The organism is Pseudomonas marvdashtae (assembly GCF_014268655.2).
Taxonomy (GTDB): domain Bacteria; phylum Pseudomonadota; class Gammaproteobacteria; order Pseudomonadales; family Pseudomonadaceae; genus Aquipseudomonas; species Aquipseudomonas marvdashtae.
In genome coordinates this window covers 1,152,458-1,178,898 of sequence record NZ_JABWQX020000001.1, presented here as the reverse complement: position 1 = coordinate 1,178,898, position 26,441 = coordinate 1,152,458, and the positions used below count along the sequence as shown (strand labels likewise).

The window sequence follows — 26,441 nt, the reverse complement described above, 5'->3', positions numbered from 1 at the left end:
CTATGGTTTCACCTCCGTCCGGACCTCCCGCATGGGCAGATCTGGACTGCGTAACTCCACCATGAAGCTCCCGTGATGCGCTTCCTTGGTCAATATGGACCAACTCAAGGGGGTCGCCGTCACCGGTTGCTGTAGGTACAACGGCGGATCGAATTCCACTCCAGGATTTCCTGCTCCCGCTCCCAAAGCAACGCTGGTTGTGTCAATCAAACTGCTGCCTTCCTTGATTCTCAACTCCCAAGTGTTATTGGTTCCATCTATAAGGTGGAGGTCCCTATACTCCAGCTCGAACAGCTGGCCGTTCAGGTAGAACGTGAACTCCTCCAGCCAGCTATCTTCGTCGCGTGTAATCCCTGGCACGGGTGGTGACGTTGGCATGTCATTCATCAAGGGCATGGCGAACTGCAACACAAAAGCCCTGTTGTGTGCTTGGTCGGTAGATATGGACCAGCTCAAGGAACGACTCCCTTGCTCCATCGCAACCGGCTGCCCCAACGGCGGATCGACAACAAGGTCTTGTGCCTCTTCGCCAGGCTTGTATTCCAGAAGAATCCGGGCATTCGGATCGCCGATCAGCCAACTATCCTTATAGTCGAGCTTCAATGTACAAAGCTGTCCGGCGAATACGTTCAGTTTTATTTCAGGCCACTGTACTCGAGTGTTGTTGACGTAAGGCGTGAATTCACTCGACCACGTCGTCTCATCGGGCACCAACTCAAATTCAATATGCTCAACCTCCCACCCAACGTACCCACCCCGCACCGTGGCTACTAAAAGTCCCCGTCTCACGCTGGGCAAATTGAACGCCACGCGAGCTTGCCCATGATCGTCCGTGCTCGTCGGAGCGAGCGTCAGGCTGGGGTAATCCCACATTACCTCGACACCCTGCAACGGTTCGCCGGTCAAGGCCGACACTACCGTTACCACCGCTGAAACCAACTCCCCTAGATGCCCATTTGGCTTAGGGCTAGTGAGCGACTGGATTTCCCGGGGCTCGTTCAGGAAATAGGACAACGTCACCGATTCCGAATACGCCTCATCGCCTACCGTCGCAGTCAGTTGGGCCGCGCCCGGCGTAACAGGAACAAAACATACCTTCGCCACCCCATACCAGTTGGTCACTGAGGTCACTTCACCAAGATCGGGGCTGCGCCAGGTCACTGTCCACCCGGCCATCGGCTTACCATTGATCGCCGAGAGCAATTTGACCTCGGCGTAAAGCTCGCTTTCCCAATCCAGAACCTGAAGGGCGCTGCCACTCAAGATCAACTTCAGCGCCTGCGAACCTGACCCCACGGACATCGCATTGGCAGGTGATAAATGCGCCAGTCTCGTTGCCGACAAACGCAAGGCGAAACTGCCGTCTTTAAGGTCATTCACCTTGAATGCGTAATCCAATCCTTCACGCGGGAATTTTCTCGCCACGCCAAGAGCGGACGGTAAAAACTCCAGGCCCAGCTCAGCAGGTCCGCTCCCGGTCAGGCCCAATGTCACCTCATGATTGAACAAGGGGCTGTTCTCCGGCGCTTGCAGCATCAAGTTATGGCTGCCTTTACGACGAGGAAAATAAGTCTTTTCGCCCCAACGCTGCGGCGGTTTACCATCAAATTGGACAGTCAGCGCTGCCCAGGGATCATCGGCCAATGGGGTGACAGTCAGCACCTGAGGGTTCTCGAAGTCGTCATACGGGCTGCTGACCGATGCCGTCACTTCATGGGGCTGGGCGTCGGACGGCGCCAACGCAAACCCGGACCAACCATCGGCGTCGGTGGATACGTCAGTTGGCGCTCCCCCTGCCCTCCAACTCACCGGCACCTGATCGACAGCAAGTTCGGTGAAATGAGAAAAAACCTGTACCCACAGCCACGCAGGGGCCTGCCCCACAACCGGGTCTACCGGCGAATCGCGCCTGTCCTGAATTCGGACTTTGTTATGCCCCAGCATCATTGGCTTGGCGGTTGCGGCGAAGTCCAGCTGTGGCAGTCCCCAAGCAAGGGCAAACTGCCCCGATTGCTCACTGACGGTAAAATCCAGCGTCCAGATTGCACCGCCGTCATTGACAGGTTGCGCATTGGCGAGGGGCGGTTCAACGGTTGCGTTCAACTGCTCGGCAGAAGTCCCGGACCATACCAATATTGATGCCAGCCCAACCAAAGGACTCAATGCATTAGGCAAAACACTGAAACGGTGGAGAGCCCCCAGGCACGGATAAAGTGCTTGGTCATTCAACTGCGCCGGTATCTGGTCGAGTCTCAGGCTGACTTCTTCCGCCAGACTCTCGGAGACCAAGCGCCCAGCCAATTCCCGGAAGGCAGAGACACTTTCAAGGCGTAGCTCCAATTCAAACAGGCTGCTGGTACTGCCATTGACCTGCGATGACAGCGTCCATTGCGCACCGTCTGCCACCAGCGGCTTGGGTGTTCCAAGATCGGCGGGCTCCAGTCCAATGTCTGGTGCGGCCCCTCGCCAATGCAAGCTGATGTTTTTTCCGATCCAGCTACTACCGCTATTCGGCACTACCTTCAACGTATGGGTCCGACCACGCCTGCAGAGCACGCCGAGGGCATTACGCTCGACTTCTAGCTCATCGAGGAAAATCGTGACCTCGTTTTTCCAGGGGCTGGTCGCGATCGCTTTCACATCGAATGGATGCTCCACCGCAACGGCCTCGGCGTGGGCCTTGATGCTAGCGGTGACAACTTTGTCCCCTGCGGTTCGCGGCTGGTATAGCACGCTCGCCCAACCACCGGCCCCCGTGGGAACGCTGGAAATCGGTCCATCCGTATCCTTCCATTCGACCCGCGCGTTGACGACCGGATCACCGTCACCAGCAGCTATAACGTGCACCACTTGCACCCGCAACAACACGCTTTCGTTTTCGTCCACGATTGGAAACTTATTGGCCCCGCGGACTTCGCCAACCCTGACCAGATTACGCGCCAGCGACATGGTTTTTTTCGGCGAAGGCAGCAACAGTTTCGAGCAGGCCAACTCCAGGTAGAATCGGCCATCGAGCTCATCTTCGCAGATCAAGGTCCAAATGATCCTGTCCTCGAGTACAGGTACCGCAACTTCGAGGGCAGGTTCGACAACAACGCGCAACTGCTCATGGGGATCACCGCTCCAATGCAAGGACAAATCCGTACCCAACAACGGACTGGCCGCCGGCAACTTCAAGTCCAACGCATAATCCGTGCCCCGATTGGGATAGCCGGTCTTTTCGTCCCAGCGCGCCTCCTCCCCCTCAACGACCACCAATACGTCGTTCCACGGATCCGTCTCAAGGACCCGAACCGCTAAGGCTTGCGTCACGACACCGGTAGCGTAATAGAGGCTTTTGACCGACGCCTCGATCTCAAACTGGCCGGCCCGGGTTGGCTGGTAATCGAAATAGGCCCAGCCTTGGTCGTCAGTCAGGGCAACCGTTTTGACCTGGCCAGGCGTGACGGTCCAATTCACCGTCCGCCCACTCAGAGTCTGATGGGTGTAATACGAACCGACCTGAACCCCCAGGCGAACACTTTGTTCGTACTCGAGCACCGGGTAATAGGCCGCTTCACGCACGTCGAGGAAGGCCAACCGGTGGTGCCCCAACGAAACCTCCAGCGGATAAGGGTCGGCGGTGTACTGGTTGAGCAGATCCATCGAAAACAGGTAGGGTTCGTCCTCTCCGATCAATGGACAGTCGAGTGTCCAAGGCAAATCCAGAGGTTGATTCTCGCCCCAGGCCGGCGTGGCGACAATCGCCTCCAGTGGATTGTCGTGGTCGGTCAGCGCTGCCTGTGTGCCCAACCAGATGCTGTCCGGCTCGGGTATAAACTCAAGTTGATGGGACTGGGACTCCGTTGCCCCCAGGCAAATATATAAGGGACCGGTTGGCGCGAGGGATTGCTCGTCGAGCTTGAGCACTTGCATGACAACAGGGTCCAGATGCAAGTGGAGCTTGATGCGGGCGATACAGACCGCCGATATGTAGTCCCCGGGTGCGTTGGGGGGGCTGAATACGCTGACAATCAGCGTATCCTGCTCGTTGAAGGACAGATCCAGCTCGACTTGATATTCCTTCGGCAAGAACTCCAGTAGCTCTCCGCTCTTCAGTCGAGCCTGATCCTCCCTTGCATTGCGGGTTTGGCCAGGCGACAACGGGATATCCAACTGCTCCTCCCGCCCATCAACTTCAATCCTCAACGTACCTGCTTCGGCGTGTCGCATCTCGCAAAGAAAAGTGAGGATGTAGCGAGCCTGAATGCCTGGGTCCTTCGGAGCCGTCAACGGCTGACTGACTGATGAGCTATTGCCAGCAGATAGCAGACGAATCATCTCTCCGTTATACATTTCGCTATCTATACCCAGCCAGCTCGGATTGGTTGGCCCCTTCCTCCAGTGACTGAACGATTGTGCAAAATCTCCATTAATCACCAGGCTGTCGTTGGCCCTGATCGAGCTATTCATAAGCGTCTACTCCTTCGAAGCTTGCTTGAACCCATCGGGGATTTCCGACGCTCTTACCCGGTCCTCGACGGCCCGTGTGAAGGTCGGCTCGCCGGCTTTCGCCGTGTAGCGAATGCGCACGATAATGTCGGTCAAAGACGCAAGCACTTGTTGTTGCGGGGCCTTCGTCGGCCATGGGAACTTCACCATCCAGCGCGAGACAACGCCGGTATTTTCAAAGGGGTTGAGCAATCCCTCATCCGGTTTCATCGCCGTCATGCCGTTATCACCCAGCCCCATTGACAAGGCTATTTGCTGACCACTGCGCAGGTTTATCTGGATATCTGAAGGCGCCACGAACTCTCCCGGACTGTGCAGATAACGCACCGATTGCACCGACGCCTTGGTGGCGATCATGCTGCCGATCTGCAGCAAGGTGGCTCGCACATTTTCGAAGGGCCCGGTCACCACTGGCAGATCGACCTCGACTGCACTGATTTGCCGGCAGTAATGCCCGGGATGATCGCGATCGAAAAGCAGTTGGGTGAGTGCGAACTCCAGCGTCCCATGGGTCTGTAACTGGAGCAGCGCAGCCTCCCAACTATCAACGCCGGCTTGACGCTCGACCGGATCATCAAAAAGCCGACGCAGGGAAACGGTCTTGACCAGCTCCATCCGTCGCTCATGGCGTTGCAGATACTCACGCTCCATGCGCAACAAATGTCCGTGTAAATGTTCGCCGACGGTCAAGCCGTGGCGGTTGTCCAGCCAGACTTGTGGCAAAGGGATCTGGGCATCGTAATCGCCGGTCTCGGCAGTCAATGCGGCCTGGGCATTGAGGCACAGGCTGACGACCGCGTCATAAGCCTGATAATGCAACGCTTTGAGCTGGCCCAGTAGCCAGCCGAACAGTTCGGCATTGCTCGCGCGTTTTTTAATGAAGTTGTAAACCGTCAAGGCCTGGCTGTTGGCTGTCAGCGTTTGCGCCAGGGTCGTTTGCGCGGCCTGCAAGGCGTGGGTCTGTGCGGTGATTTGGGCGTCGATGGCCCGTACCTCCGCCAGCGCCTGATCGCGTTGCAGTTGCCACTCTTCACGGCGCCGGCGATAGCCCTCGGTGGTCGCCTGCTTATCCGCGTCGATCTGCATCGCCGACGCAGCGACACTCAATACAAAACTCACCGCGTCGAAGGCTTTGTCCAGACGATGCCCGCCGTTGGCCAAGCCGAAGATTGTGGGCACCGCCGCCACGACCGCTCCCGCCGGTTTGATACTCGACGAGGCCAATTCGAGCTTTTTCGACAGCTGCAGGTTCTCCATGACCTGATATTCAACCTCCGAGACGTTTTCATCGTAGCGCCGTGCGTACGCCTCGGCCCTCTCCTGGGCCATGGCACGACTTTGCTCCAACGCGGCCGTGCTCGCTTGCAATTGGGTAATGCTCTGTTCTTGAACGGTCTGGGCGTAGCTTCCCAGTTCCACCAGGTGGTTTTGTTGCATTTCCTCCTGCTCGGCCCGGTCGCGCTGCTCGAGCAAACGCAGGACCTGGTTCCCGTGGTCCTGCAAGCTCTGCACGGCGCGCAACGCCGTCTCGTAGGTCACGCGCCAGCGGAACGCACCGACCACCAGACGCCCGCCCATAGGCCTTGCCCCCCCACTCCCAGCCGCCAGGTCCCGTAGCAATTGATTGGGATCGGTGGGTGGGCTGAACAGTGGGATGTCCAGCGGCTTGCCATCGAGCGTGAGGTTATTGCGCAGGTTATACAGGCGCTGGTCGGGCAAATCGTAGAGCGCCAGCAATTGCTCATTGATTGGTGCTTTGAACGGCTCGTTTGCCAGCAGTCCCAACAGAGGTGGCGCCTCGGCGGTGGCCGGAAAGTCCGCCAGACTGAACACCAGCTCTTTCTCGAACTGTTCAAGCGCCGGCCGCGACAAACTTTTGTTCATCAGGCTTCCCACCGTGTCCGTCTCCCAACGGTTCACCGTCCGGACCTCAGGCGCCTTGCCCATCAGGAACTCGGCCTGGACGTAACACAGCTTGGCCGCCACCAAGCTGTCGCGGGTGAGCTGGCGGTAATACCAGTCGCCCCAGGCGATCAGGTTTTTAACGTATTCAGTGAACACCACAATCTGGAAGTGCCGGGGCGCCGAATACCCGATGGCATCGGGATCGGTGGGGGCATCGGCTTCACAACCCAGGTTACCTGGACCATTCAAGGGCCGGCAGCGCCAATATAGAGGCTTTGGATTCGCAACAGCAGACTGTCCGGGATCGGCCGGCGCTTGTGGATCGAACAGGTAGTGCAGCCAATTCTGCGCTTCGAGAAAACGGTCCTCAGCACGCAAGCGTGCAGCCACCAAGTGGGGCAGATGAAAAAACAGCTCCCAAAAAAATAAACCGTTGGCGCCGTTGAAAGCACCGTTGGGTTCCGAAAAACCAGGCACGCCCAGGGGAGGTGGTTCCGACAGGAATTGTGTATCCCAATCCAGTACCGCATCGACGGAAATATTGGAACGTTGCACCAGTTCCGGACCAAACAGCGAATTCAGGCGGGTGTATTTGAGTGCAAGCCCCGACTGGTTGAGGGAAAGGAACTGCGCCGCATCGAGCGTGTTCTTGGACAGAGTGACGGGCGTGAAGTCCGTTAGGTCTTTGACCGTCAGTTGAAATCGTTTGCGCCCGTGGCCGCCTGTTTCAGCGCCGAACAAAAAGACCGGATCTTGCCACGAGCCCCTCAGCCGCTTGAGCTCCAGCCATTGCGTACTCCAGCCACCCGCAACGGGGAACGCTTTAGCGATCGGGGCCGGATCGCCCGATGCAGGGTTTTGCAGTTCCAGTTTCAGAGTTACATCATTCCCAGTCAGCCCCGTTGGCCTACAAAAACCCTGCACGAACAACTTGTCGTCATTACCCACACGAAACGCCACCGCCTGCAAACCCAAGTACGGCGTCAAGGAGCCTGACGCAGCATCGGAAATAACCATCGTCGGCTGATTCGTCAGCGGATGTTGAACGGTCTCGGCAGTGGTAAAACGAATGAGTGCAGCCTTTTCCAACCAACCGCCGTCGTCCCAATCCACGGGACGGAACAGCACATCACGCACCGCAAATACCTTCAAGTCCTCGCCGATCAGCATAACCCCCAGCCTGCCCTTGGGATGACTTTGATCGGCCCAAACGGTCGCGATCAGCCGGGCGCTTTGGGGAGGATTATCCTCGTCCCGCGCGGAACTGTGCAGGCTCAGCGGTGCCGACCAGTTGCCGTTCTGGGCCATGAAAGAGACATTGATATCCAACCTGGGCGGCAAGCCTTCACTGCCTTCCTGCCCCTCCACCTTCGCTTGCCACTGCGCCCATACCAGGCAAAGTCGACCGCTCCAGAACACCGGACGCATGTCCAGGACCATTGCGCCGGCCGGGATATCCACGGGTTGCCATTCGCTCCATGCCGCCGGATTGATCGCGACGCAAGCAGAAGAGAGTTCAACTTCTGCCTTGCGCCAGAAGTATTGGAAAGGCGGCACCCGCTGCCGACCGACAAAATAATAATCGGCACGGTCGGGCGTGGCGCCATCCATATAGCCGCTGATCACGTCCAGGTTGCAGATTTGTTCGAAGGATTGCAGATAATCTTGCAGAGCCGCCTGAACGGAGTCGGCGTTCAAGCGTGTCTGGTTGAGGTTGTTTTCCAGGGTTTTGAACAGGCTGGTCTTGCGGCGCCGCACAAACGGATTGATGAAGTTTTCCGGGTAGAGGGCGATCAATTGCAGTGCCGCCCAGTCCGGATAATTGTTATACAGTTCCCACGTGGCCAGATCGCGCTTGTCGAATTCGATTTTTTCGTAGCCGGGCTCCAGTTTACGGTAAGCGGCATGAATGAACTGCTGAGCGCAGCTGGTCGCTTCGGCGACCCAGGAGCTTTGCACCGGGTAGCTGTCCAGCGGATCCATGCGCAGCAGTTCGAACAGGTCCGCCGGGGTTCGCAAAAAGTTGTATTTCCCGCCAGCTGTTTTGACCTGACCGAGGCAGTATTCCACCAGGGCAGTACGACGCTTTTCGAGAAGTTCAGCGAGATTATTAAGCGCCATGCTCCTTACTCCTGGCTAGCAAACGTAATGGGCTCGAAGTGGGATCTGCGCTCACTGCCCTCGGCCAAAATGCTGATTTCGAATGTTCCACCCGTCGGGCTGGAAACAAACGACCGTGCCTGCCCCTCCTGGTTGGCGAATGCCTGCCTGGGGCGAAAAACCAGTTGTCCATCTGCGGGTTCTGACGTTTCGATGAGCCATTGCACAAGGCTGTTTTTTCCCAGGTTTCCACAATCGTCCATCAACGTGCCGTAGAGTTCGATTTCCTGGCCGTACGTCACCTCACCCAACGGCACCGGTGACCGCAGCGGTACCGGAACTCGAAGGGATAGAACGTCGGCGGTGACATGAATGCTGGGCGCGTACTGCGGTTCGAACAGGTCCAGCCAATACAGTGGGGTGTCCGTGCCCATCACCTTGCCCGGTATGAACTCCACCGCAACTTTCCCGTCGACACCAGTCGCCTTCGCTTCGATAGTCCCCAGTGTGGCGCTCCACCGAACGAAGACACCGCTCAACGGTGCCCCGGCGCGGTCGCGAAGCGTGACGGTGAAAGTGATTTTCTCGTTGGGTTTATTAGCCACGACCTCAGTGTTATCCACGGCAACGGTGATCTTGACGAGCTGCTTCAGATCCTCGGGGGAGGAGGTAAACGCAGACGCACCGGATTCGGTTTCGTTCAGCAAGGCGTGCTCAGCGGCTTCCTTATAGGCCGGTTTGTCTATTCCTTCCGGCAAAATGCCGATCAGGAAAATCGTCAGGGCATCCATGCCGGTGTGTGTAGCCAACTCGCGAACGCGCATCAACAGATCCAGCTGGGTAAGATTTTTCAGGACCTGAGATGTCGGATCGATGTGCCTGAGGCATTCACGCACCTCTTGTACGCTCCAGTTAAAAAACTCGGCGAGCCTGACCCACGATGCTTGTTGGACCAACCCCAGAGCGTCTACCGACAAACTGGGATCCAACGCGTCGACCTCACGCAGATAATCAAGCAGTTTCTGCGCGGGTTGTTCACTGAGCTCAAAGGCATGGGTGAGCGACGTCAGGTAATAAAGCGTGCGCGTCGTGAATGCGTGCTTGTCGTCCTGCCCCAGCCAAGCCCGATAGCCGTAATCCAGGTAGTCCTGCAACAACCCGGCGCCAAGCGCCAGCTTCGCCACCACGGCGCCACGACGGCGCACATCCGTCAGCAGCGCAAGGAGCGGATCAGGCTCTTCGTTGCGTCCCCTGGCAGGCTCCTGGCTATCGGGGGGTAGAGGTGCCCGTTCCAGCACTTGACGCAACAACCGATGCACCGTTGCATTGGCCCAGGTCAAGACATGTAACGCTTGTTCCGAATCGACACCGGCGTAAACCGCAAGGCATTCCTTGGCCACCGATGCTTGGGCGGCCCTGACCTGTAACAAAACGCTGAGCATTATCTCGACAATGGCTGGACGCTCGGGCTCGAACGCTTCGCCCAGACCATCCTTTACCGCATCGTCGAGTTTTTCCCGCGCGAAGATCAGGTACTCGAGTTCAGTTCCCGGATAGGCAATGACCAGCCCATCGGGATCAACCAGCACCGTCAGCAAATCCAGCCAGTTGCCCCCCGCCAAGGGAGGTACACCGGCCATCAGTAACGCCGTCTCGGTGAAAAGCGCGCCAGGTAGCAGATTGAGCACCTGCTCTAAAAATTGGCGCTCAGCATCGGTGGCGGCCTGAGCTTGCGGTGACGACACCTGTTGCAACATCCAAAGCACCGGAAGGTTGCGGTCCGCGCACCACTGCGTACAGGCCTGCATGGCATGTAGCAGGTTGAGCACATCCGGTGACTCGCCCGGGGTTGGATTGACGCGAGGAGCCCCCGCCACGCCGTTGAGCCAAGGCTCTCCACCGAGCAACGTCAACATCAGAACGCCTTCGACCGGTGTGATTCCCAGCAGCCTGGGCAACCTGACCAAACGGTAAAAACTGGAGATGATCGCCGCGCTGCGCTGAAAGCTGCCGTTCTGGACACTATGAGCACCAGCAACCACTTGAGCCAGATAGGCATAGGTTTTCAGATCGATATTCAATGCGCTGCATAGCCTGGCGACTGTCAGGTCGGACTGCCCGGGCTCGGGCATGACTGGAAAGGTTCCTTCATCAAGCACCAAGGGCTCGCTATAGTCGCCCTGATCATTGAAAATCTGATCGAATTTCGAATGCGCTTCGCCGCGACCATAAATCGAAAACGTGTCGATAAATACCGCAAAGTCGGGCGCGGTGCAGCCGTATCGCTCGCGTAGCGACTGAAACAGTCCAAGTGCACGCACGACACTTTCGCTAATCCACCATTTACGCTGTGCGCCTCCGCGCACTTCAGCATTCATGGCGGCCACCAATAGCGCGTCAACCTGCTCGCAAGGCAGCGCCAGCCATTGGTCCAAGCGCACTTTGCGGTTCATCCGGTCGTACCGATCCAGCCCTATGGACTCGTCAGGAGCGACCGAAAGTTTATGGAGGAAAGACGGGTCGCTGCCGCTATCCGTAATGTGCACAGCCGGATGGGCATTGGCATTGAGGTACACGGAACCGGAGCGGCCGCTTTCCGGTTCTACGGGCTGCGGTTCCGGGTACGTCTGGACGTTGGCAGAGCGCACGGGCGCGAAGCCGCGCACCGACAACAAGGCCTCGAGCCCAAGTGTGCCGAGTTTGGTTCGCTCACCGAAAAACGGTACTTGGTTGAGGTTCTGCCACGACAGCCCCTCACCACCGTAATTCTGCAAATAGAATTCGTCGCGGTCGTCCTCTTTTATAGCTGGCTCAGTCAGTAACTTTCGCTGAAAAGGCCCCAGCCGCGACGCGTGGGCCAAGGCACGACCCGCATCGTTACCCCAGGCTTGAGGCTGCAGAAAATAAGGGAACGAGAGGTCAACCCTGTGGGCAAAATCGCCCACGGACAAATCATGCTGGCGCGCGACCGTATCCAGCGTGACCCAATGTTGGTAGTAAGGAAGCCCGTTGGGGTACCGAGCCTCGATCAAGGCCTGTTCAATATCCGCTGGAGGTTCATGGGAATTGATAAAGGTTTCCAGCACAGGGACGATGATGTCCACCGCCGACACCGACTGATGCACCGCATTGAAATCGACAGCCAGCGGTTTCAAGTCTTTACGCCGATCATGCAACGGCAACTTGAGCGAATCGCCCGAGACCGCCTCGATACGCTGCTCTATCCACCTCAACAGCTCAATCAAATAGGCCACCGGCGAAGTGAGGGACTCCAACGCCTGCGGTGGGCATAACCTATCGAAGCTATCCCCACGCATGAACAGCTGCTCGAAGTTGGGCCCCTGAACCATCGACAACAAACCACCGCCCGCCCCGACCGGCCTGGTGTCAGATCGTTTTGCGTACAAGCTGTGCTCGATGAACTGGCGCCGCACATAAAGCGCCATGCTATTGGCCCGGCGCAGGAACCGATGAGCATCATCCGGCGTCACGCCATAGTCCCTGACCAGCCCCCGCACGCCCTTTTCCACCAGCGGGAAGATGGAGCCGTCTGCCTCAATGTATGTTCGAAGCGCGGGGTATTCGCCGAGTTGCTTTTGGCTGAACAACTGATTCATCAGCTGTACAACAGGCCTGGAGTCCGCCATGACGGGTTTCCTTGAGTCGACATAAACCTAAGTGACCTGACGATGCGGCCAGGCCATGAGTTTGCTGGGATAGATTGGCGTCAGCGAAGGCTTCTCGGCTACTGTCAGATATGACAGTTCATAAAACCGTCCGTCGGCGGCCCAGCGTCAGGGTTGCGAAGAGGGAGGCAGGACGTCGAAGCGCTCGCTTTCAACCCAATCGGAAACCGTGCCGTCCCCCGCGCTGTCCGTGAGGGTTTGCTTGAACCGGCACCAATGACCGCCACTAGGTAACGACAGCACCGCCTCGCCGCGCCAAGCGCCGGCATCGACTGCAAGATTGGCCGCCCAGGCCCGATCGGGGTTGTACCAACTCACGACCTGCCCGACACCCGGCCTGCCCTGGCCTTCGAACCCGACCGGGTTATCGATCCAACGTCCTGTCGTCGGTACATCAATAGAAGGCAGATAAGTCCCCAACACCACCGCTCGCGGCTGCGAATCATCTGATTCGAACTCGTCATACTCCGCCACGGCCACAAGGCCATGGGCACCGCCGGGCTGATCGAGCGTCACGGTGACTGACCAGGTGCGATCTTCCAGCACCGGGCTGCGCCCCAGTATTTTCAGCTCGGAATCGTCCAACCTCACCGTCACGGTGTCCCCGGGTACACCGAAGCCGGATACCACGACCCGTCGTCCGATGTGCTCAGCCGCCGCCGGGGTTTCGATGAACGGCGCGGCAGGGACAACGTTATAAGCCAGCCATGGACCGTACTCGGATTCCTGGTCTTTACCTTTCTCGTCTTTAAAGAACTGCTTGGCCCGGATCGTGGTCTGGCCAACCGGCAACGTCACTATGCGTTTCCAGTTGCCGCCGGAATTCACGGGGACTTCTTCCAGCAGTGGTTCAGCTTGGCCCTGTAGCCAGACATTGACCCGCCCATTCGGCATGCCGTTGCCCGACAGTTCAGCAGTGCGCGGCAGCTTCCCACCGGGCTGTGGCACGTCGAATTGTGGTGGCAACAGCACCACCGTCAGCACCAAATGGGCACTGCGCTCGGATGGCCGGCCATCGAGCGTCTGCTGCGCATCGAGGGTGTACTCGCGAAAGTCCAGTCCCGCAAGGTTGATAAACCATTCGCCATCGGTGGTGAGTAACTTTGGCGCGCCCAGCAGCCTGCCGAATTGAGCGTCGCGCAGTTGCATCGAAGCGCCGCTCATGCCGTTCCGCCCTCGGATGGTCACATCGCGCCCCACCTCACCAGGGCTCGGGTGGGTAATTTCCGGTTTGCGCATGGGCACGGAAACCGTGAACGTCCTGGATGCCGGTGGTGAGTCTTGGCTCGCGGCATGCTGGATAAGTGTCGCGGTGTGGGTGATGTCTGGGGCGAATGGCGTCTCGCGTCGGAACGTCCATCTGCCATTGTTATTGGTAACCGGGTGCTCAGTGTTGCTGTCGCTGTATTTGAGCTTGAGGGAAGCGCCCGGCCAGCAAGTGCCACTCAGATTTGGCGAGAGGCCGTTTTCCACGGGGGAGTCCATGACCGGAGCCAAAGGCGCAATGGTGATTTCCAGCTTGTACCAGTCCGGTGACGACTGACCGTTCAAGGACTGCTGGATGTGGACCTCACGCTTGAATGTCGGGCCCCAAACCTCTTTTACCTGGCTCGACCACGCGCCATTGCGCACATCCACAGGCGGGGCGGCCTCGGAGGCGCCGCCGGGGTCGGCCAGTTTCACTCGTGCTCCGGTGACACCTTTACCCGAGATCGTTGGTTGATAATGCTGCGTGTAGATCACATCGCTTACATCCGGCAGCCCGCGATCAAGAGCAAAGGTGTACGGCTGTGACTCAATCCAACCGTTGGCATTGTCAGATACTTTCTGAATCGCCTTCAGGCTGTAGGTGCCAAACGGCCAATTCGTCGCCGTCGTTTCCCATGTGCCGTTCACCACTATTTTCGGAGAAGGTGGAGTAGCTCCGGGTGGCCCACTGATAATGGAAATCTCGACGGTTGCGCCGGTATAACCACCCCCCGAAAACGTCAATGTGTCGGGAGGGAGGTAGCCCGTACTGATATCCACCAACCTCGGGGGTTTGATTTTGAAAGGCCTGGCTGCACTGGCGGGTGAAGGGACGTTTTGATAGGTCTGTATAGCCACCAAAGAGGTAGGCCCCGCCTCAGGCATTTTCACGGTTGCGCTCCAAGCGCCACCCGCTACTACGTGACCCTCTCCTACCTTTACATCCCTGAGGTCGATCTTCACTTCCACTGAGGCCCCCTCCAGGCCGCGTGTGCCTGTTAGGATGAAGTCCATTTCCTGGGGGGTTGTGACAGGGGTAATGACAACTTGATCGAGTCCGATAACGCTAAAAGTTAGATTTTCTGTAAAAGTCAGAATCTCACTGCTCGAAGATTTATATTCAGCCCGCACCGTATAGGTTTTAATGGACAATTGCGCCAATGGGCGGGCTTCCCATGGAACCCTTGAAATGATCGCAGGGGAGCCCCCCCGGACAGTGACTGAAGCCAACACGTTATTGCCCTCGAGCACCCTGATACGCATCCCTGGGTCGAAACCGTCTTCCGGGAAGCAATCCCCTCTAAAGATGACTTGGTCTGGGCGTAACGAAACGTCGGATTGAGGTTCTAGGAGCGTAGTCGGGTGTCGGTTCACAGCCTTTCTTGCTGAAGTGCCGTACGAAGTTTGATGGGCAAAATAAACCAGTTCCTCAATCCCGGTAGGCATTTCTACCCTATTCCGCCAACTGCCGTCATTGTCGATAGGAGCTGTACCAAATCTTTTACCAGCGGTAGTAAACAACTCGATAAGGGAGAGGCCTTGTTTTACAGCACCGTCCCCTGAAACGACAAAACTTCGCTCTGGGATATAACCCGACGGAGAAATAATTCTTAAAGTAGCGTTGCTAACCGGTTCTTGATTTTTACTGTCGTAAGGCTCAATTTCTTCAATTTCATCGTCAGTATTCATTAGTCACTCCACAGCTGTTCATCAACAGGTTGGCGATAGGGTTGGACGCTTTCAGTTCATTGAACGCCCTGCTTTTGAGTTCAGCACCTGTCAGCCCTGACGGTCCCGACTAATGGCGGCGCCGATGCAGGAGAACTCCCAACTGACTACATCACCGTGCGTATCGGACTAATCACACGCTGGACTCGTCTGCCTGCCGCCCTCCGCGGGACCTCATGAACGTTCGGTTGGCGCCGCCATCAAGACCATTCTCGATTGCAGTAAACGGCAAGGTACCGAGCTCAAACACCTGTCAAACCTGACAGTCCCGACCAGCGGCAACACTCGGTGTAAGTAGGGTGCCCAACTGACTACAATGTCTTGCGCAACGGACTACAACTCCGCCAGAATCCGCCGGCTTGTGCGCCTTGGCCTTGCCCCGTAACGTGATCCGCGTCGCTGACAACTCAGCGATCGGGTTTAGTCGCTCGGGGTATGTCATCAGGTGCATTGCGCTTCCATCAGTCAGGCTTCCCTATTCCTGCACTTAATGGTGGCTGTGCGCAGGGCGCTTCGGCGCGCCGGTTTTTGGTGACACTTCCCCGGTCGACTAACCTGCGTACAGCCGCCACCCCCTCGTTTAGTCGCGAAGAGGTCAAGGCATCACTGAAAGGAAGTTCACCAATGATCAAGCCAACACCCAATCCCCCGAAAAAAGCCTCACGTCCCACCGCAAAAACTCCCGAAGAAATCAACCTCGACAAAGCCGCGCAAAAAGCGCTGGACCATTACCTCAAGCCCAAGGCCGACAAACCGGCCAAGAACCAACGGCAACTGGACTACTTCATCGTCGCGCCCAACGCCGACGCCGAAGGTTTGCTCGCACACACCTACGAAACCTTCTGCTCGGTGAGCACGCTGATCCTGGATTTATCGGAAGACCTGGAAGGCGCCCCGCGCAACCTGGCCTTGGCGATTCACCAGATGGGCGAGATGGGCGTGTTGTTGCTGGAGAAATTGCTCGATAGCGAGGCGAAGGTGCAGCGTTGAGGTCGGCGTGAGTGTCGCACTTACCTTATAAACCGTAATCGCGCACCCGTGGCGAGGCAGCTTGCTCCCGCTGGACGCAGCGTTCCCATGCGCGCGTCAGGGAATACCGGGGCTGCTCCAACGTCGGACCGGTCCAGAGGGGGGAAAGGAGCTCCCCTCACCACGGGTTTACCGAACTTTTAGAGCTTCCATAGCTTACCTGCCCAACGGATTATTGACCTGCAGAACTCGCCGGATTGCGGCCACCCCCACCAGACTTCCCAAACCTGACTTCCTGTCGTCCTGTCATATTCAGATCGGTTAAAAAATTGTCATATATCCAATTGAAATGTACCGTTGCCAAGCGAGCATCTGCCGCCACTGAAAGCGACCGCTCAAAGGCGTGCCACTCACCGTCTTGTATTCCGTCGTCGTTGTTCAACTCGATCCAGCCGGTGTCGCCTTGTGAAACAAGGCCCATTTTTATATTACCCTTGCGGCGATTATTATCTCGGGCGCGATAGCGCAGCGTCTTCGCCGTAAATGTCGTCCCGCCTAGCGACCAAGTACATTCCACCTCCAGGTCTGCCCATTCAGGAAACATGGCAGCCCTTATTACAATAGTTTGTGTTGATGCAACAGCTGACTTGTTCATTTAATGTCTCCCTTCAACCTTCCGACAAACTCTCGATTGTGCGTGTGTTCGATAAATCACCATCCCTTGCTGCCCTTATTGTTACCGTAGGTTCCTTTCCGCTTTCGATACTTTCCATAACCACCTCCTGAACATGAAGATGAGTCCGGGGGACAACTCAATTGACTCTTGCTCAGTTGAGATTAAAACGCTCCGCGCGACACCTGTAACTTCTGACAGTCTCGACCAACGGCACCACCCGGTGTAAGAAAGCTGCAAATTGACTACAACGCCTTGCGCAACGGACTACAGCTGCGCCAGAATCCGCCGGCTTGTGCGCCTTGGCCTTGCCCCGTAACTTGGTCCGCGTCGCTGACAACTCAGCGATCGGGTTTAGTCGCCCGGTGGCTAAAACGATGCGCACAAGCGTCATCCAGTCGGGCTCCCTGCCCGCACTTGATGGTGGCTGTTCGCAGGGCGCCCTCGGGCGCGCCGGGCTTCGTTTTTCCACCGGTCGACTAACCTGCGTCCAGCCGCCACCCCTCGTTTAGTCGCGAACCGGGTAGCAGCGTCAATCACGGAAAAACGAAAATGATCAAGCCAACACCCAATCCCCCGAAAAAAGCCTCACGCCCCACCGCAAAAACCCCCGAAGAAATCAACCTCGACAAAGCCGCGCAAAAAGCCCTGGACCATTACCTCAAGCCCAAGGCCGACAAACCGGCCAAGAACCAACGGCAACTGGACTACTTCATCGTTGCGCCCAACGCCGACGCCGAAGGTTTGCTCGCACACACCTACGAAACCTTCTGCTCGGTGAGCACGCTGATCCTGGATTTATCGGAAGACCTGGAAGGCGCCCCGCGCAACCTGGCCTTGGCGATTCACCAGATGGGCGAGATGGGGGTGTTGTTGCTGGAGAAATTGCTCGATAGCGAGGCGAAGGTGCAGCGTTGATGGCTGTATAACAGCAGCTGACGCAACCGTGGCGAGCGAGCAAGCTCGCTCGCCACGGTTTAGCGGACTACCCGGCAAGCAGTCGGCGGCTCAAGCCGATGCGGGCATCGGATAAAAACAGAAATACTGCTGTAACGCACTCACCAACTGCCCGTACTCCGGCGGTGCCCATTGCAGGCTGAAACCGGCGTCGAAATGTTGTGGGGTCACGTCTTCCTGGCACCACAGGCAAGTGGCTTTCAACTTGATGTGCTGCTGCGGCCCGTCGTCGGCAGGCATCTTCAGGCGCAGGTCGAAGCGTGCGCCGACCATCAAGGGCAAATGGCTGATCAGCATCAATCCGTTTTCTGAAACATTGCCCAGAAAACCGATGGATTTATTGTTGATACCGTTAAACACCTCAAGAAAATACGACAACTGATGTCGTTCAATGCGACGCTCTTTGTACATGTCTTGTATCGCTTTTTTGAACAGCCGCGTACACGGCCAATCGAGTGCTTCGGAACGAGCCTACACCAGCCCGCTCTCCCCGAGCCCGGTGCCAGACGCTTTGCGAGCATGCTGGCGGACTTCTGCCGGTCACAGGTGACGCTGCGAAATTAGAGCATAGGCTCTAGTCACGACTTGTACAAAAATATAGCTCACGCAGGCACAAGCGTCAGGTCGACACGCTGCCAGTCATCGGTCCGACAATCGTTTTGCGCCAATGGTTTCAACGCGACGCGATCAGAACGATGTGGGGCGAACAGCCGTGGCGCTGCGAGTCGGGTAATGGCCGAGGCTCTGCAGGGTTTCGAGCCGTGCGCGGGCGCGGTAGGCGTATTCGCTGTTGGGGTATTGGCTGAGGATGAATTGATAGGTTTGCGCCGCATCGACGAACAGCTTCTGCCGCTCCAGGCACTGGCCGCGCATCATCGAGACTTCCGGCTGCATGTAGCGACGGGCACGGCTGGCGCGGTCGACCTTGGATAACTCGAGCATGACTTGCTCGCAGTTGCCACGCTCGTAGGCCTTGTAGGCGAGGTTCATGTGGTGGTTCATCGACCAACGGGTGCAGCCCGTAACGCTGAGGGCCAGGGCAATAAAAAGCACGAATCGCATGGGGAGGTTCTCCTGTCTTGAGCTCTGTATCGACCTGGGTAGGAAAATCTTCAGCCTGAAAACACAGCTTGGCAGTGCTCTTGTGGCGAGGGAGCTTGCTCCCGCTGGGCTGCGCAGCGGCCCAAGATTTTGCGGTCGCTACGCAACCGAGCGGGAGCAAGCTCTCATGGAACAAAGTGCAACCATCTGATTTTTAAGGTTGAAAGACATACTGATCGTTCCCACGCTCTGCGTCACTAGTGTCCGGTAAAACCTTTTCAAAGCTGAAGACTGCCTTGAGCAGTCTTCAGCTCGGTTCGCTTTTGCCTTCGGTATTCAAGCTGTTCGATGCTTGATGGGCGTTCGAACAAGCTGTGGGTCAGCCGAATGGCAAAGTCTGAAATTGACCCCGAACAACCTGAGCGATGCTGATAAAGGTGCAGCAAAAGGTAGGTAATCAAGGCGCTGTATATCTGCAGACGGACGGCATTTTCGGAGAAGCCGAAATATCGTTTGAGCTTGAGGTTTTGCTTGATCCACTTGAAAAACAACTCGATCTGCCAACGTTGTTTGTACAAGTCAGCCACCTCCTCAGCTGGGCGGGAGAAGTCGTTGGTGACAAGCACCAACGGCGTTTCGTGGTCGTCGCGACGGACCTGAATCCGACGTACAGCCTGATTCTGGTAGTGATTGGGACGTCGAGTGTTCAGATATTTCTTACCGAACAACACCGATTCGTCTGCCTCAATGAATTGCGGTGCATCCTCCTGCCTCAAATTTTTTACTTGCTTTAGATTGGCGTTTTTCTTCAAGCGTGTGACGAAGAAAGAGCCCGTCTGATCAATCTGGTGCCACCAGTTGTAGTCGCAGTAACCCTTGTCGAAAACGTATGTCATACCCGCTTCAAGCGGCATGGTCAGGGCATCGCTCAGATCGTTGACGTTGGCGGCGGTGATGTTTACGTAAGTCGGGGCTGTTTGCCGTGGATCGATTGCTACATGCACTTTCAGGCCTTGAGTGATACGAGTTTTCGTTGCGGTGGTCCATTCGTCAAAACCAGGCCCTCGCAGGCTGATCGAGGTCGAATCGATCAAGGTGATCATCGCCTCGAGCGACTTGCGTTGTTTGCGTCCAATACCTTGAAGCAAGTGTTCGCAGGCCAGTCGAAACGGCTCTGGGCTGCGCTTATTCAGCGCGTCACAAAGGGTCGAACGCACCATGTTCTTGGCGTTGAGGTGGTAACTATGAGGTTTCAGCGACTGAGAAGCTGTTGACAACGTGCGCAGGCTTTTAGCTTGGACAAGCTGGCCGTAAATCAGCGTGACAAGTAGATCCCACGAAGTGAACTGCTTGGCATAACGATCAGCGCCACAGCGTTTGACGGCTGCTTTGAAGTGCTGATGAGGAAGGGCCTGGAGCATTTGTGAAAATCGAGTGCTGTTGAACATGGGCGAAAATCGAGTCTGAAAACCTGATTATTGCTTACGAAGCAGGCACAGCAAGGGGGAGCAAGCTCCCCCTTCAGTTTTTACCGGACACTAGTGACGCTCTGCGTGGGAATGCCGCCAGGGACGCTCCGCGTTCCGCTTCTGGAAGGTGACGCAGAGCGTCACGGGATGCATCCCCACGCAGAGCGTGGGAACGATCAACCTGACACACCCAGGTGACTGGCTTGGAGGGCCGCTTCGCGCCCCAGCGGGGATAAATCCCCTCGCCACAGATAATCCCTCGCCACCGAAGAATATGAAAAGCCCTGAAGGCGCAAAAATTTTCACGAATGTTCATTTCGAAAAAGAAACGAATAAGTAGTGCACATGAACAATGACTACACCCAAAGACCATAGTAGCCTTCGCTGGCGCTTGAACTTGAGGAGTCTTGCATGTCCGTCCGTCGCACCAAAATCGTCGCTACCCTTGGCCCGGCCAGTAACTCGCCGGAAGTTCTCGAACAGCTGATTCTGGCTGGCCTGGACGTTGCCCGCCTGAATTTCTCCCACGGCACCCCCGAAGAGCACAAGGCGCGTGCCAAGCTGGTGCGCGAGCTCGCCGCCAAGCACGGCCGCTTCGTCGCCCTGCTGGGTGACCTGCAAGGCCCTAAGATCCGCATCGCCAAATTCGCCAACAAGCGCATCGAGCTGAAGATCGGTGACAAGTTCACCTTCTCCACCAGCCACCCGTTGACCGAAGGCAACCAACAGGTCGTCGGCATCGACTACCCGGACCTGGTCAAGGATTGCGGCGTGGGCGACGAGCTGCTGCTCGATGACGGTCGCGTGGTGATGCGCGTCGATACCGCCACCGCCACCGAACTGAACTGCACCGTGACCATTGGCGGCCCGCTGTCGGACCACAAAGGCATCAACCGTCGCGGCGGCGGCCTGACCGCTCCAGCCTTGACCGAAAAAGACAAGGCCGATATCAAGCTGGCCGCGGAAATGGAAGTCGACTATCTCGCCGTGTCCTTCCCACGTGACGCCGCCGACATGGAATACGCCCGTCAACTGCGCGACGAAGCCGGCGGTACTGCCTGGCTGGTGGCGAAGATCGAACGCGCCGAAGCCGTGGCCGACGATGAAACCCTCGACGGCCTGATCAAAGCGTCCGACGCGGTGATGGTTGCCCGTGGCGACCTCGGCGTGGAAATTGGCGACGCCGAGCTGGTGGGTATCCAGAAGAAGATCATCCTGCACGCACGCCGCCACAACAAGGCTGTGATTGTCGCGACCCAGATGATGGAGTCGATGATCCAGAACCCGATGCCGACCCGCGCCGAAGTGTCCGACGTAGCCAACGCCGTGCTCGACTACACCGACGCCGTGATGCTCTCGGCCGAAAGCGCCGCCGGCCTCTACCCGCTCGAAGCAGTGCAGGCCATGGCGCGTATCTGCATCGGCGCTGAAAAGCACCCGACCAGCAAGACCTCCAGCCACCGCATCGGCAAGACCTTCGAGCGCTGCGACGAGAGCATTGCCCTGGCGACCATGTACACCGCCAACCACTTCCCGGGCGTGAAGGCGATCATCGCCCTGACCGAAAGTGGCTATACGCCGTTGATCATGTCGCGCATCCGTTCCTCGGTGCCGATCTACGCGTTCTCCCCGCACCGCGAAACCCAGGCCCGCGCCGCCATGTTCCGTGGCGTCTACACCGTGCCGTTCGACCCGGCCGCCCTGCAACCGGGCGAAGTCAGCCAGGCGGCGGTGGATGAACTGGTCAAGCGTGGCGTGGTGCAAACCGGCGATTGGGTCATCCTGACCAAGGGCGACAGCTACCACACCATCGGCGGCACCAACGGGATGAAAATCCTGCACGTCGGCGATCCAATGGTCTGAAAGACCGCTCGCTGAACGACAAAAGCCCCGTCATGCGAATGACGGGGCTTTTTATTTATTGCAAGGAATGGGTTGCCGGAGCTCGCGATAGCAGCGGCTCAGGCCGCGCCGTCCTCACGGGTCAGGAAAACATCCGCCAACAATTGATTGCGCGGCAACCCCGCCAGGTACAAGCGTTTGGCAAACGCCTCGACCCGATCCGGATGACCGCAGGCCAGGGCCTGGGTTTGTCGGGAAGACAGACGCAATTGCTCCATTGCCTGCGGCGCCTCGGCCGCTGTCAGCAGTTCCACGGTGAGGTTTTGATACTTGGCCGCCAATGCCGCCAGGGGTTTGGCCAAATAATGCCCGTCGGCATCGTAGGCCAGGTGAATCAGGCGAATCGCGCCCTGATGCTGCTGACGCAGGGCTTCGCGCAAGATGCCAAACAGCGGCGCCAGGCCGGTGCCGGCGGCCAGCAGCCACAGCGGTTTGCCGTGCCAGTCGGGGTCATAATGCAGCGCGCCGCCACGCAGTTCGCCGAGGCGGATCGGGTCGCCGGCCTGTAGCTGTCGCGCCCCATCGATGAACTGGCCCGGTGCGCGGCAATCGAGGTGAAACTCCAGGAAGCGGTCTTCCTCGGGCAGGCTCGCCAGGGAATACGGACGGGCAACACCACCGACCCACAGCACCAGATGTTGCCCGGCCCGATAACGCAACGGCCGCTGCGAGGTGATGCGCAGACGCAGCACGTCGAGCCCCAGCCAGTCCACCGCCGCCACCTCGGCGGCTTGGCCGTCGCGTTGCGGGTCGAACGTGTGGATCTGCACATCCTCGACGACTTGGCATTGGCACGCGAGTCGCCAGCCTTGGTCACGCTGCGCAGGACTGAGGGCGTCAGGTCGACTGTCACGAACATCGCCGCTCACGCATTGAACCAGGCACGCATGGCAACTGCCGGCACGGCAACTGTAGGGCACCGGCACGCCGGCCTGGTTGAGCGCGTCCAGCAAGTTCGCGCCCACCGCCACCGTCCATTGCCGGTCAGTGACTTTCAGCTCAGGCATCGACGTTCTCCCAGGCGGCGGCGCAACGATTGCGGCCGTCCCGCTTGGCACGGTACAAGGCCTGGTCGGCGCGCTGCAAGGCGCTGTCCAGGTCATCACCCATTTCCAGCATCGTCATGCCCACCGACAGGCTGAGACTGCCGACGCGCAACTCGATCACCTGGACTTCGGTAAACGCCAGCCGCAAGCGTTCGCAACAAGCCGTCAGGCGCGCCGGGTCGCACGCTGGCAGCAACATGACGAACTCTTCGCCGCCATAACGGGCCAGCACATCACCTTCACGCAGGCAGGCCGTGGCCACGGCCGCGAATGCCTGGAGCACCTGGTCGCCAGCGGCATGGCCGTGCAGGTCGTTGATGCGTTTGAAATGATCGAGATCGATCAAGGCCAGGCCATGGGCGACGCCGGGTCGCAATGTATTGAGTTCGCGACTTGCCAGGCGCAAGAAATGCCGACGATTGAACAGCCCGGTCAGTTCATCGGTGGCCACCAGGTCTTCGAGCTGGCGCATCATGCCCCGCAGGGTGTCCTGGTGCGCCTGCAAGGCAAATCGCCGCTGGCGCATGCGTTGACGCGAGGTCTGGACGTAGCGGGCGTACAACACCAGCCAAACCAGCACGATGAACAGCACGCACACCTGCAAGCCGGCCAGCGTCGGGTCGGGCAGTCGGAAGAAGTAACCGTCCCAAAGGGTGATACCGGTGAAGCTGAGGAACACCAGCGTCGCGCAGCGCACGAAGGCGCGGCGAGTCAAGTGAAACAGCCCGAACAGCAGGATCAGCACATAGAACACCAGGAACACACCGCGGGCCTGGTCCAGGTGCGCCATCATCCACGTCTGCCAGCCCAGGCCAATCCAGACCTGTATTTCCGTGAGGCTGGGGTCGGCGAAGCGCAGGTTGCGGTCAGTGATGAACAGCGTGAACAAGCCGACCTGGCACAGCACTACCAACACCGTGCCGATGACGACGCCGCGCAACGAGTCGAGGTAATGGCCACTGAAGAACGCCAGCCACAGCAACACCAGTGCCAGCGCATAAGTCGCGGCTGCCAGGGCGAAGCGTTTCAGCAAAAGGCGTTGGATGGCGTTATGGGTCAATCGGTGACTCACCATGGGAAAGGGGGCTGATAGAGGTGTCCTACGCTACAGGCCAGACGCCACTTTAGTGGCGTGTTCGACAAATGACCATTCAATTCTGGCTCAGAAAAATGGCGTCAAAGCAATGGCCTAGATTGACGCAGCTGTTTGAGACGGCTGGCCACAGATAAATCCCCTTGCCACAAAGGCAGCTCGCTCCCACAGGATGCCGGCCTGCGATATACTGCCGCGCCTTTTTAGCGTCGCGCCAGCATGCCCGGCGTGCCTTGACCTGAGGTCAGCTGCAAGCCGCAAGCTCCGAGCAACAAGCTGAAGCAGTACTCATACTGCTCTGAGCTTGCAGCTTGAAGCTTGCGGCTTGAAGCTGCCTTATAGAATGTTCCCGCCTTAGAGAGGAGCGCGACTCATGACCGTGATCAAGCAAGACGACCTGATTCAGAGCGTTGCCGACGCCCTGCAGTTCATTTCCTACTACCACCCCGTGGATTTCATCCAGGCGATGCACGAGGCCTATCTGCGCGAAGAATCGCCGGCGGCCCGTGATTCCATGGCGCAGATCCTGATCAACTCGCGCATGTGCGCCACCGGCCATCGGCCGATCTGCCAGGACACCGGCATCGTGACCGTGTTCGTGCGCGTGGGCATGGACGTGCGTTGGGATGGCGCGACCATGGGCCTGGACGACATGATCAACGAGGGCGTGCGTCGCGCCTATAACCTGCCGGAAAACGTCCTGCGTGCATCGATCCTCGCCGATCCGGCGGGCGCGCGCAAAAACACCAAGGACAACACCCCGGCGGTCATCCACTACTCCATCGTCCCGGGCAACACCGTGGAAGTGGACGTGGCGGCCAAGGGCGGCGGCTCCGAGAACAAATCGAAGATGGCCATGCTCAACCCGTCCGACTCCATCGTCGACTGGGTGCTGAAAACCGTTCCGACCATGGGCGCCGGCTGGTGCCCACCGGGCATGCTCGGCATCGGCATCGGCGGCACCGCCGAGAAAGCCGCGGTGATGGCCAAGGAAGTCTTGATGGAATCCATCGACATCCATGAGCTCAAGGCCCGCGGCCCGCAGAACCGTATCGAAGAGATGCGCCTGGAGCTGTTCGAGAAGGTCAACCAGTTGGGCATCGGCGCCCAGGGCCTGGGTGGCCTGACCACCGTGCTCGACGTGAAGATCATGGATTACCCGACCCACGCCGCCTCGCTGCCGGTGTGCATGATCCCCAACTGCGCCGCCACCCGTCACGCCCACTTCGTGCTGGACGGCACTGGCCCGGCCTCGCTGGAAGCGCCACCGTTGGACGCCTATCCGGAAATCGTCTGGGAAGCCGGCCCGTCGGCCCGTCGCGTCAACCTCGATACCCTGACCCCGGAAGACGTGCAGAGCTGGAAGCCGGGCGAAACCGTGCTGCTCAACGGCAAGATGCTCACCGGTCGCGACGCGGCGCACAAGCGCATGGTCGAGATGCTGAACAAGGGCGAAACCCTGCCGGTTGACCTCAAGGGCCGCTTCATCTACTACGTCGGCCCGGTCGATCCGGTCGGCGACGAAGTGGTCGGCCCGGCCGGCCCGACCACCGCCACGCGGATGGACAAGTTCACCCGCCAGATCCTCGAGCAGACCGGCCTGTTGGGCATGATCGGCAAATCCGAGCGCGGCCCGACCGCCATCGAAGCGATCAAGGACAACAAAGCCGTCTACCTGATGGCCGTCGGCGGCGCCGCTTACCTGGTGGCCCAGGCGATCAAGAAGTCCAAGGTCCTGGCGTTCGCCGAGCTGGGGATGGAAGCGATCTACGAGTTCGAGGTCAAGGACATGCCGGTGACCGTTGCGGTCGACAGCAAAGGCGAATCGGTACACATCACAGGTCCAGCGATCTGGCAGAAGAAGATCAGCGAAAGCCTGGCGGTAGAGGTGCAGTAACACGCGCTCCAGCCGCTGTGAGGAAGGCTGGTGAGCGACAAGCTCACCGGCCTTTTTTTGTACGCTTGAAGCAAGGTGCTGGCCTGGGAGCTTGCTCCCGCTGAGTTGCGAAGCGGCCCTGGGATGCGGCCGTTGATCGCAATTTCTGTCCTACCTGTAAGATCTGACAGGTTACACCTTCGCCCTCTCTTGGCATCCTCACCCAGGTCGGGAATCAACCCTGGCGCGGCCAAAGG

Annotated in this window: 14 protein-coding genes; 4 read left to right on the top strand and 10 right to left on the bottom strand. The window is 58.3% G+C overall.

Annotation, left to right across the window (positions count from 1 at the left end; all coding sequences use genetic code 11):
* From HU742_RS05350 to HU742_RS05335, 4 genes are all read right to left on the bottom strand, one after another.
* Positions 1-4,452, bottom strand: coding sequence for an Ig-like domain-containing protein (locus HU742_RS05350; protein WP_186643607.1), 4,452 nt, complete (start codon positions 4,450-4,452; stop codon positions 1-3).
* A gap of 6 nt (positions 4,453-4,458) precedes the next feature.
* A complete protein-coding gene (locus HU742_RS05345; RefSeq protein WP_186643606.1) occupies positions 4,459-8,517 on the bottom strand; it encodes a Tc toxin subunit A-related protein in 4,059 nt (1,352 codons plus the stop codon).
* 5 nt (positions 8,518-8,522) lie between these two features.
* The gene (locus HU742_RS05340) at positions 8,523-12,143 is read right to left on the bottom strand and encodes a Tc toxin subunit A (RefSeq protein ID WP_186643605.1); all 3,621 of its coding nucleotides are present in this window, start codon (positions 12,141-12,143) and stop codon (positions 8,523-8,525) included.
* Between the two features lie 147 nt (positions 12,144-12,290).
* A complete protein-coding gene (locus HU742_RS05335) occupies positions 12,291-15,119 on the bottom strand; it encodes a hypothetical protein (protein WP_186643604.1) in 2,829 nt (942 codons plus the stop codon).
* A 663-nt stretch (positions 15,120-15,782) separates the two neighbouring features.
* Between HU742_RS05335 and HU742_RS05330 the strand changes: the two genes are divergently transcribed.
* Complete coding sequence (locus HU742_RS05330; RefSeq protein WP_186635518.1) at positions 15,783-16,148, top strand: DUF6124 family protein; 366 nt, start codon at positions 15,783-15,785, stop codon at positions 16,146-16,148.
* Positions 16,149-16,359: 211 nt separating this feature from the next.
* On the opposite strand, the gene HU742_RS05325 is transcribed toward HU742_RS05330, so the two are convergent.
* Positions 16,360-16,782: a hypothetical protein gene (locus tag HU742_RS05325; protein ID WP_186635515.1), complete on the bottom strand. Its 423-nt coding sequence runs from the start codon at positions 16,780-16,782 to the stop codon at positions 16,360-16,362.
* A 570-nt stretch (positions 16,783-17,352) separates the two neighbouring features.
* On the opposite strand from HU742_RS05325, the gene HU742_RS05320 reads away from it, so the two are divergent.
* Entirely contained in the window at positions 17,353-17,718 is a 366-nt protein-coding gene (locus HU742_RS05320) for a DUF6124 family protein (RefSeq protein WP_186635518.1), read from the top strand.
* Positions 17,719-17,808: 90 nt separating this feature from the next.
* Here the strand turns inward: HU742_RS05320 and HU742_RS05315 are convergent, their stop codons facing one another.
* From HU742_RS05315 to HU742_RS05305, 3 genes are all read right to left on the bottom strand, one after another.
* Entirely contained in the window at positions 17,809-18,168 is a 360-nt protein-coding gene (locus tag HU742_RS05315) for a PilZ domain-containing protein (RefSeq protein WP_186640999.1), read from the bottom strand.
* A gap of 276 nt (positions 18,169-18,444) precedes the next feature.
* The gene (locus tag HU742_RS05310) at positions 18,445-18,819 is read right to left on the bottom strand and encodes a tetratricopeptide repeat protein (protein WP_186640997.1); all 375 of its coding nucleotides are present in this window, start codon (positions 18,817-18,819) and stop codon (positions 18,445-18,447) included.
* Positions 18,820-19,076: 257 nt separating this feature from the next.
* Positions 19,077-20,246: an IS4 family transposase gene (locus tag HU742_RS05305; protein WP_186643602.1), complete on the bottom strand. Its 1,170-nt coding sequence runs from the start codon at positions 20,244-20,246 to the stop codon at positions 19,077-19,079.
* A 432-nt stretch (positions 20,247-20,678) separates the two neighbouring features.
* Between HU742_RS05305 and pyk the strand changes: the two genes are divergently transcribed.
* Entirely contained in the window at positions 20,679-22,130 is a 1,452-nt protein-coding gene (gene pyk / locus HU742_RS05300; RefSeq protein ID WP_186640995.1) for a pyruvate kinase, read from the top strand.
* Positions 22,131-22,228: 98 nt separating this feature from the next.
* Here the strand turns inward: pyk and HU742_RS05295 are convergent, their stop codons facing one another.
* Together HU742_RS05295 and HU742_RS05290 are read right to left on the bottom strand one after the other, a co-directional pair.
* Positions 22,229-23,176, bottom strand: coding sequence for an iron-sulfur-binding ferredoxin reductase (locus HU742_RS05295; RefSeq protein ID WP_186640993.1), 948 nt, complete (start codon positions 23,174-23,176; stop codon positions 22,229-22,231).
* Positions 23,169-24,275 (bottom strand): GGDEF domain-containing protein, encoded by a 1,107-nt coding sequence (locus tag HU742_RS05290; protein WP_186643600.1) that lies wholly within the window; start codon positions 24,273-24,275, stop codon positions 23,169-23,171. The genes HU742_RS05295 and HU742_RS05290 overlap by 8 nt, the downstream gene beginning before the upstream one ends.
* A 406-nt stretch (positions 24,276-24,681) precedes the next feature.
* Here HU742_RS05290 and HU742_RS05285 point away from each other — a divergent pair, with 406 nt between their 5' ends.
* Positions 24,682-26,205: a fumarate hydratase gene (locus HU742_RS05285; RefSeq protein ID WP_186640989.1), complete on the top strand. Its 1,524-nt coding sequence runs from the start codon at positions 24,682-24,684 to the stop codon at positions 26,203-26,205.
* Positions 26,206-26,441 lie beyond the last annotated feature (236 nt).

Coding starts and splice junctions, on each gene's coding strand:
- HU742_RS05350 (WP_186643607.1), bottom strand. CDS start 4,452: ATGAATAGCTCGATCAGGGCCAACGACAGCCTGGTGATTAATGGAGAT.
- HU742_RS05345 (WP_186643606.1), bottom strand. CDS start 8,517: ATGGCGCTTAATAATCTCGCTGAACTTCTCGAAAAGCGTCGTACTGCC.
- HU742_RS05340 (WP_186643605.1), bottom strand. CDS start 12,143: ATGGCGGACTCCAGGCCTGTTGTACAGCTGATGAATCAGTTGTTCAGC.
- HU742_RS05335 (WP_186643604.1), bottom strand. CDS start 15,119: ATGAATACTGACGATGAAATTGAAGAAATTGAGCCTTACGACAGTAAA.
- HU742_RS05330 (WP_186635518.1), top strand. CDS start 15,783: ATGATCAAGCCAACACCCAATCCCCCGAAAAAAGCCTCACGTCCCACC.
- HU742_RS05325 (WP_186635515.1), bottom strand. CDS start 16,782: ATGAACAAGTCAGCTGTTGCATCAACACAAACTATTGTAATAAGGGCT.
- HU742_RS05320 (WP_186635518.1), top strand. CDS start 17,353: ATGATCAAGCCAACACCCAATCCCCCGAAAAAAGCCTCACGCCCCACC.
- HU742_RS05315 (WP_186640999.1), bottom strand. CDS start 18,168: ATGTACAAAGAGCGTCGCATTGAACGACATCAGTTGTCGTATTTTCTT.
- HU742_RS05310 (WP_186640997.1), bottom strand. CDS start 18,819: ATGCGATTCGTGCTTTTTATTGCCCTGGCCCTCAGCGTTACGGGCTGC.
- HU742_RS05305 (WP_186643602.1), bottom strand. CDS start 20,246: ATGTTCAACAGCACTCGATTTTCACAAATGCTCCAGGCCCTTCCTCAT.
- pyk (WP_186640995.1), top strand. CDS start 20,679: ATGTCCGTCCGTCGCACCAAAATCGTCGCTACCCTTGGCCCGGCCAGT.
- HU742_RS05295 (WP_186640993.1), bottom strand. CDS start 23,176: ATGCCTGAGCTGAAAGTCACTGACCGGCAATGGACGGTGGCGGTGGGC.
- HU742_RS05285 (WP_186640989.1), top strand. CDS start 24,682: ATGACCGTGATCAAGCAAGACGACCTGATTCAGAGCGTTGCCGACGCC.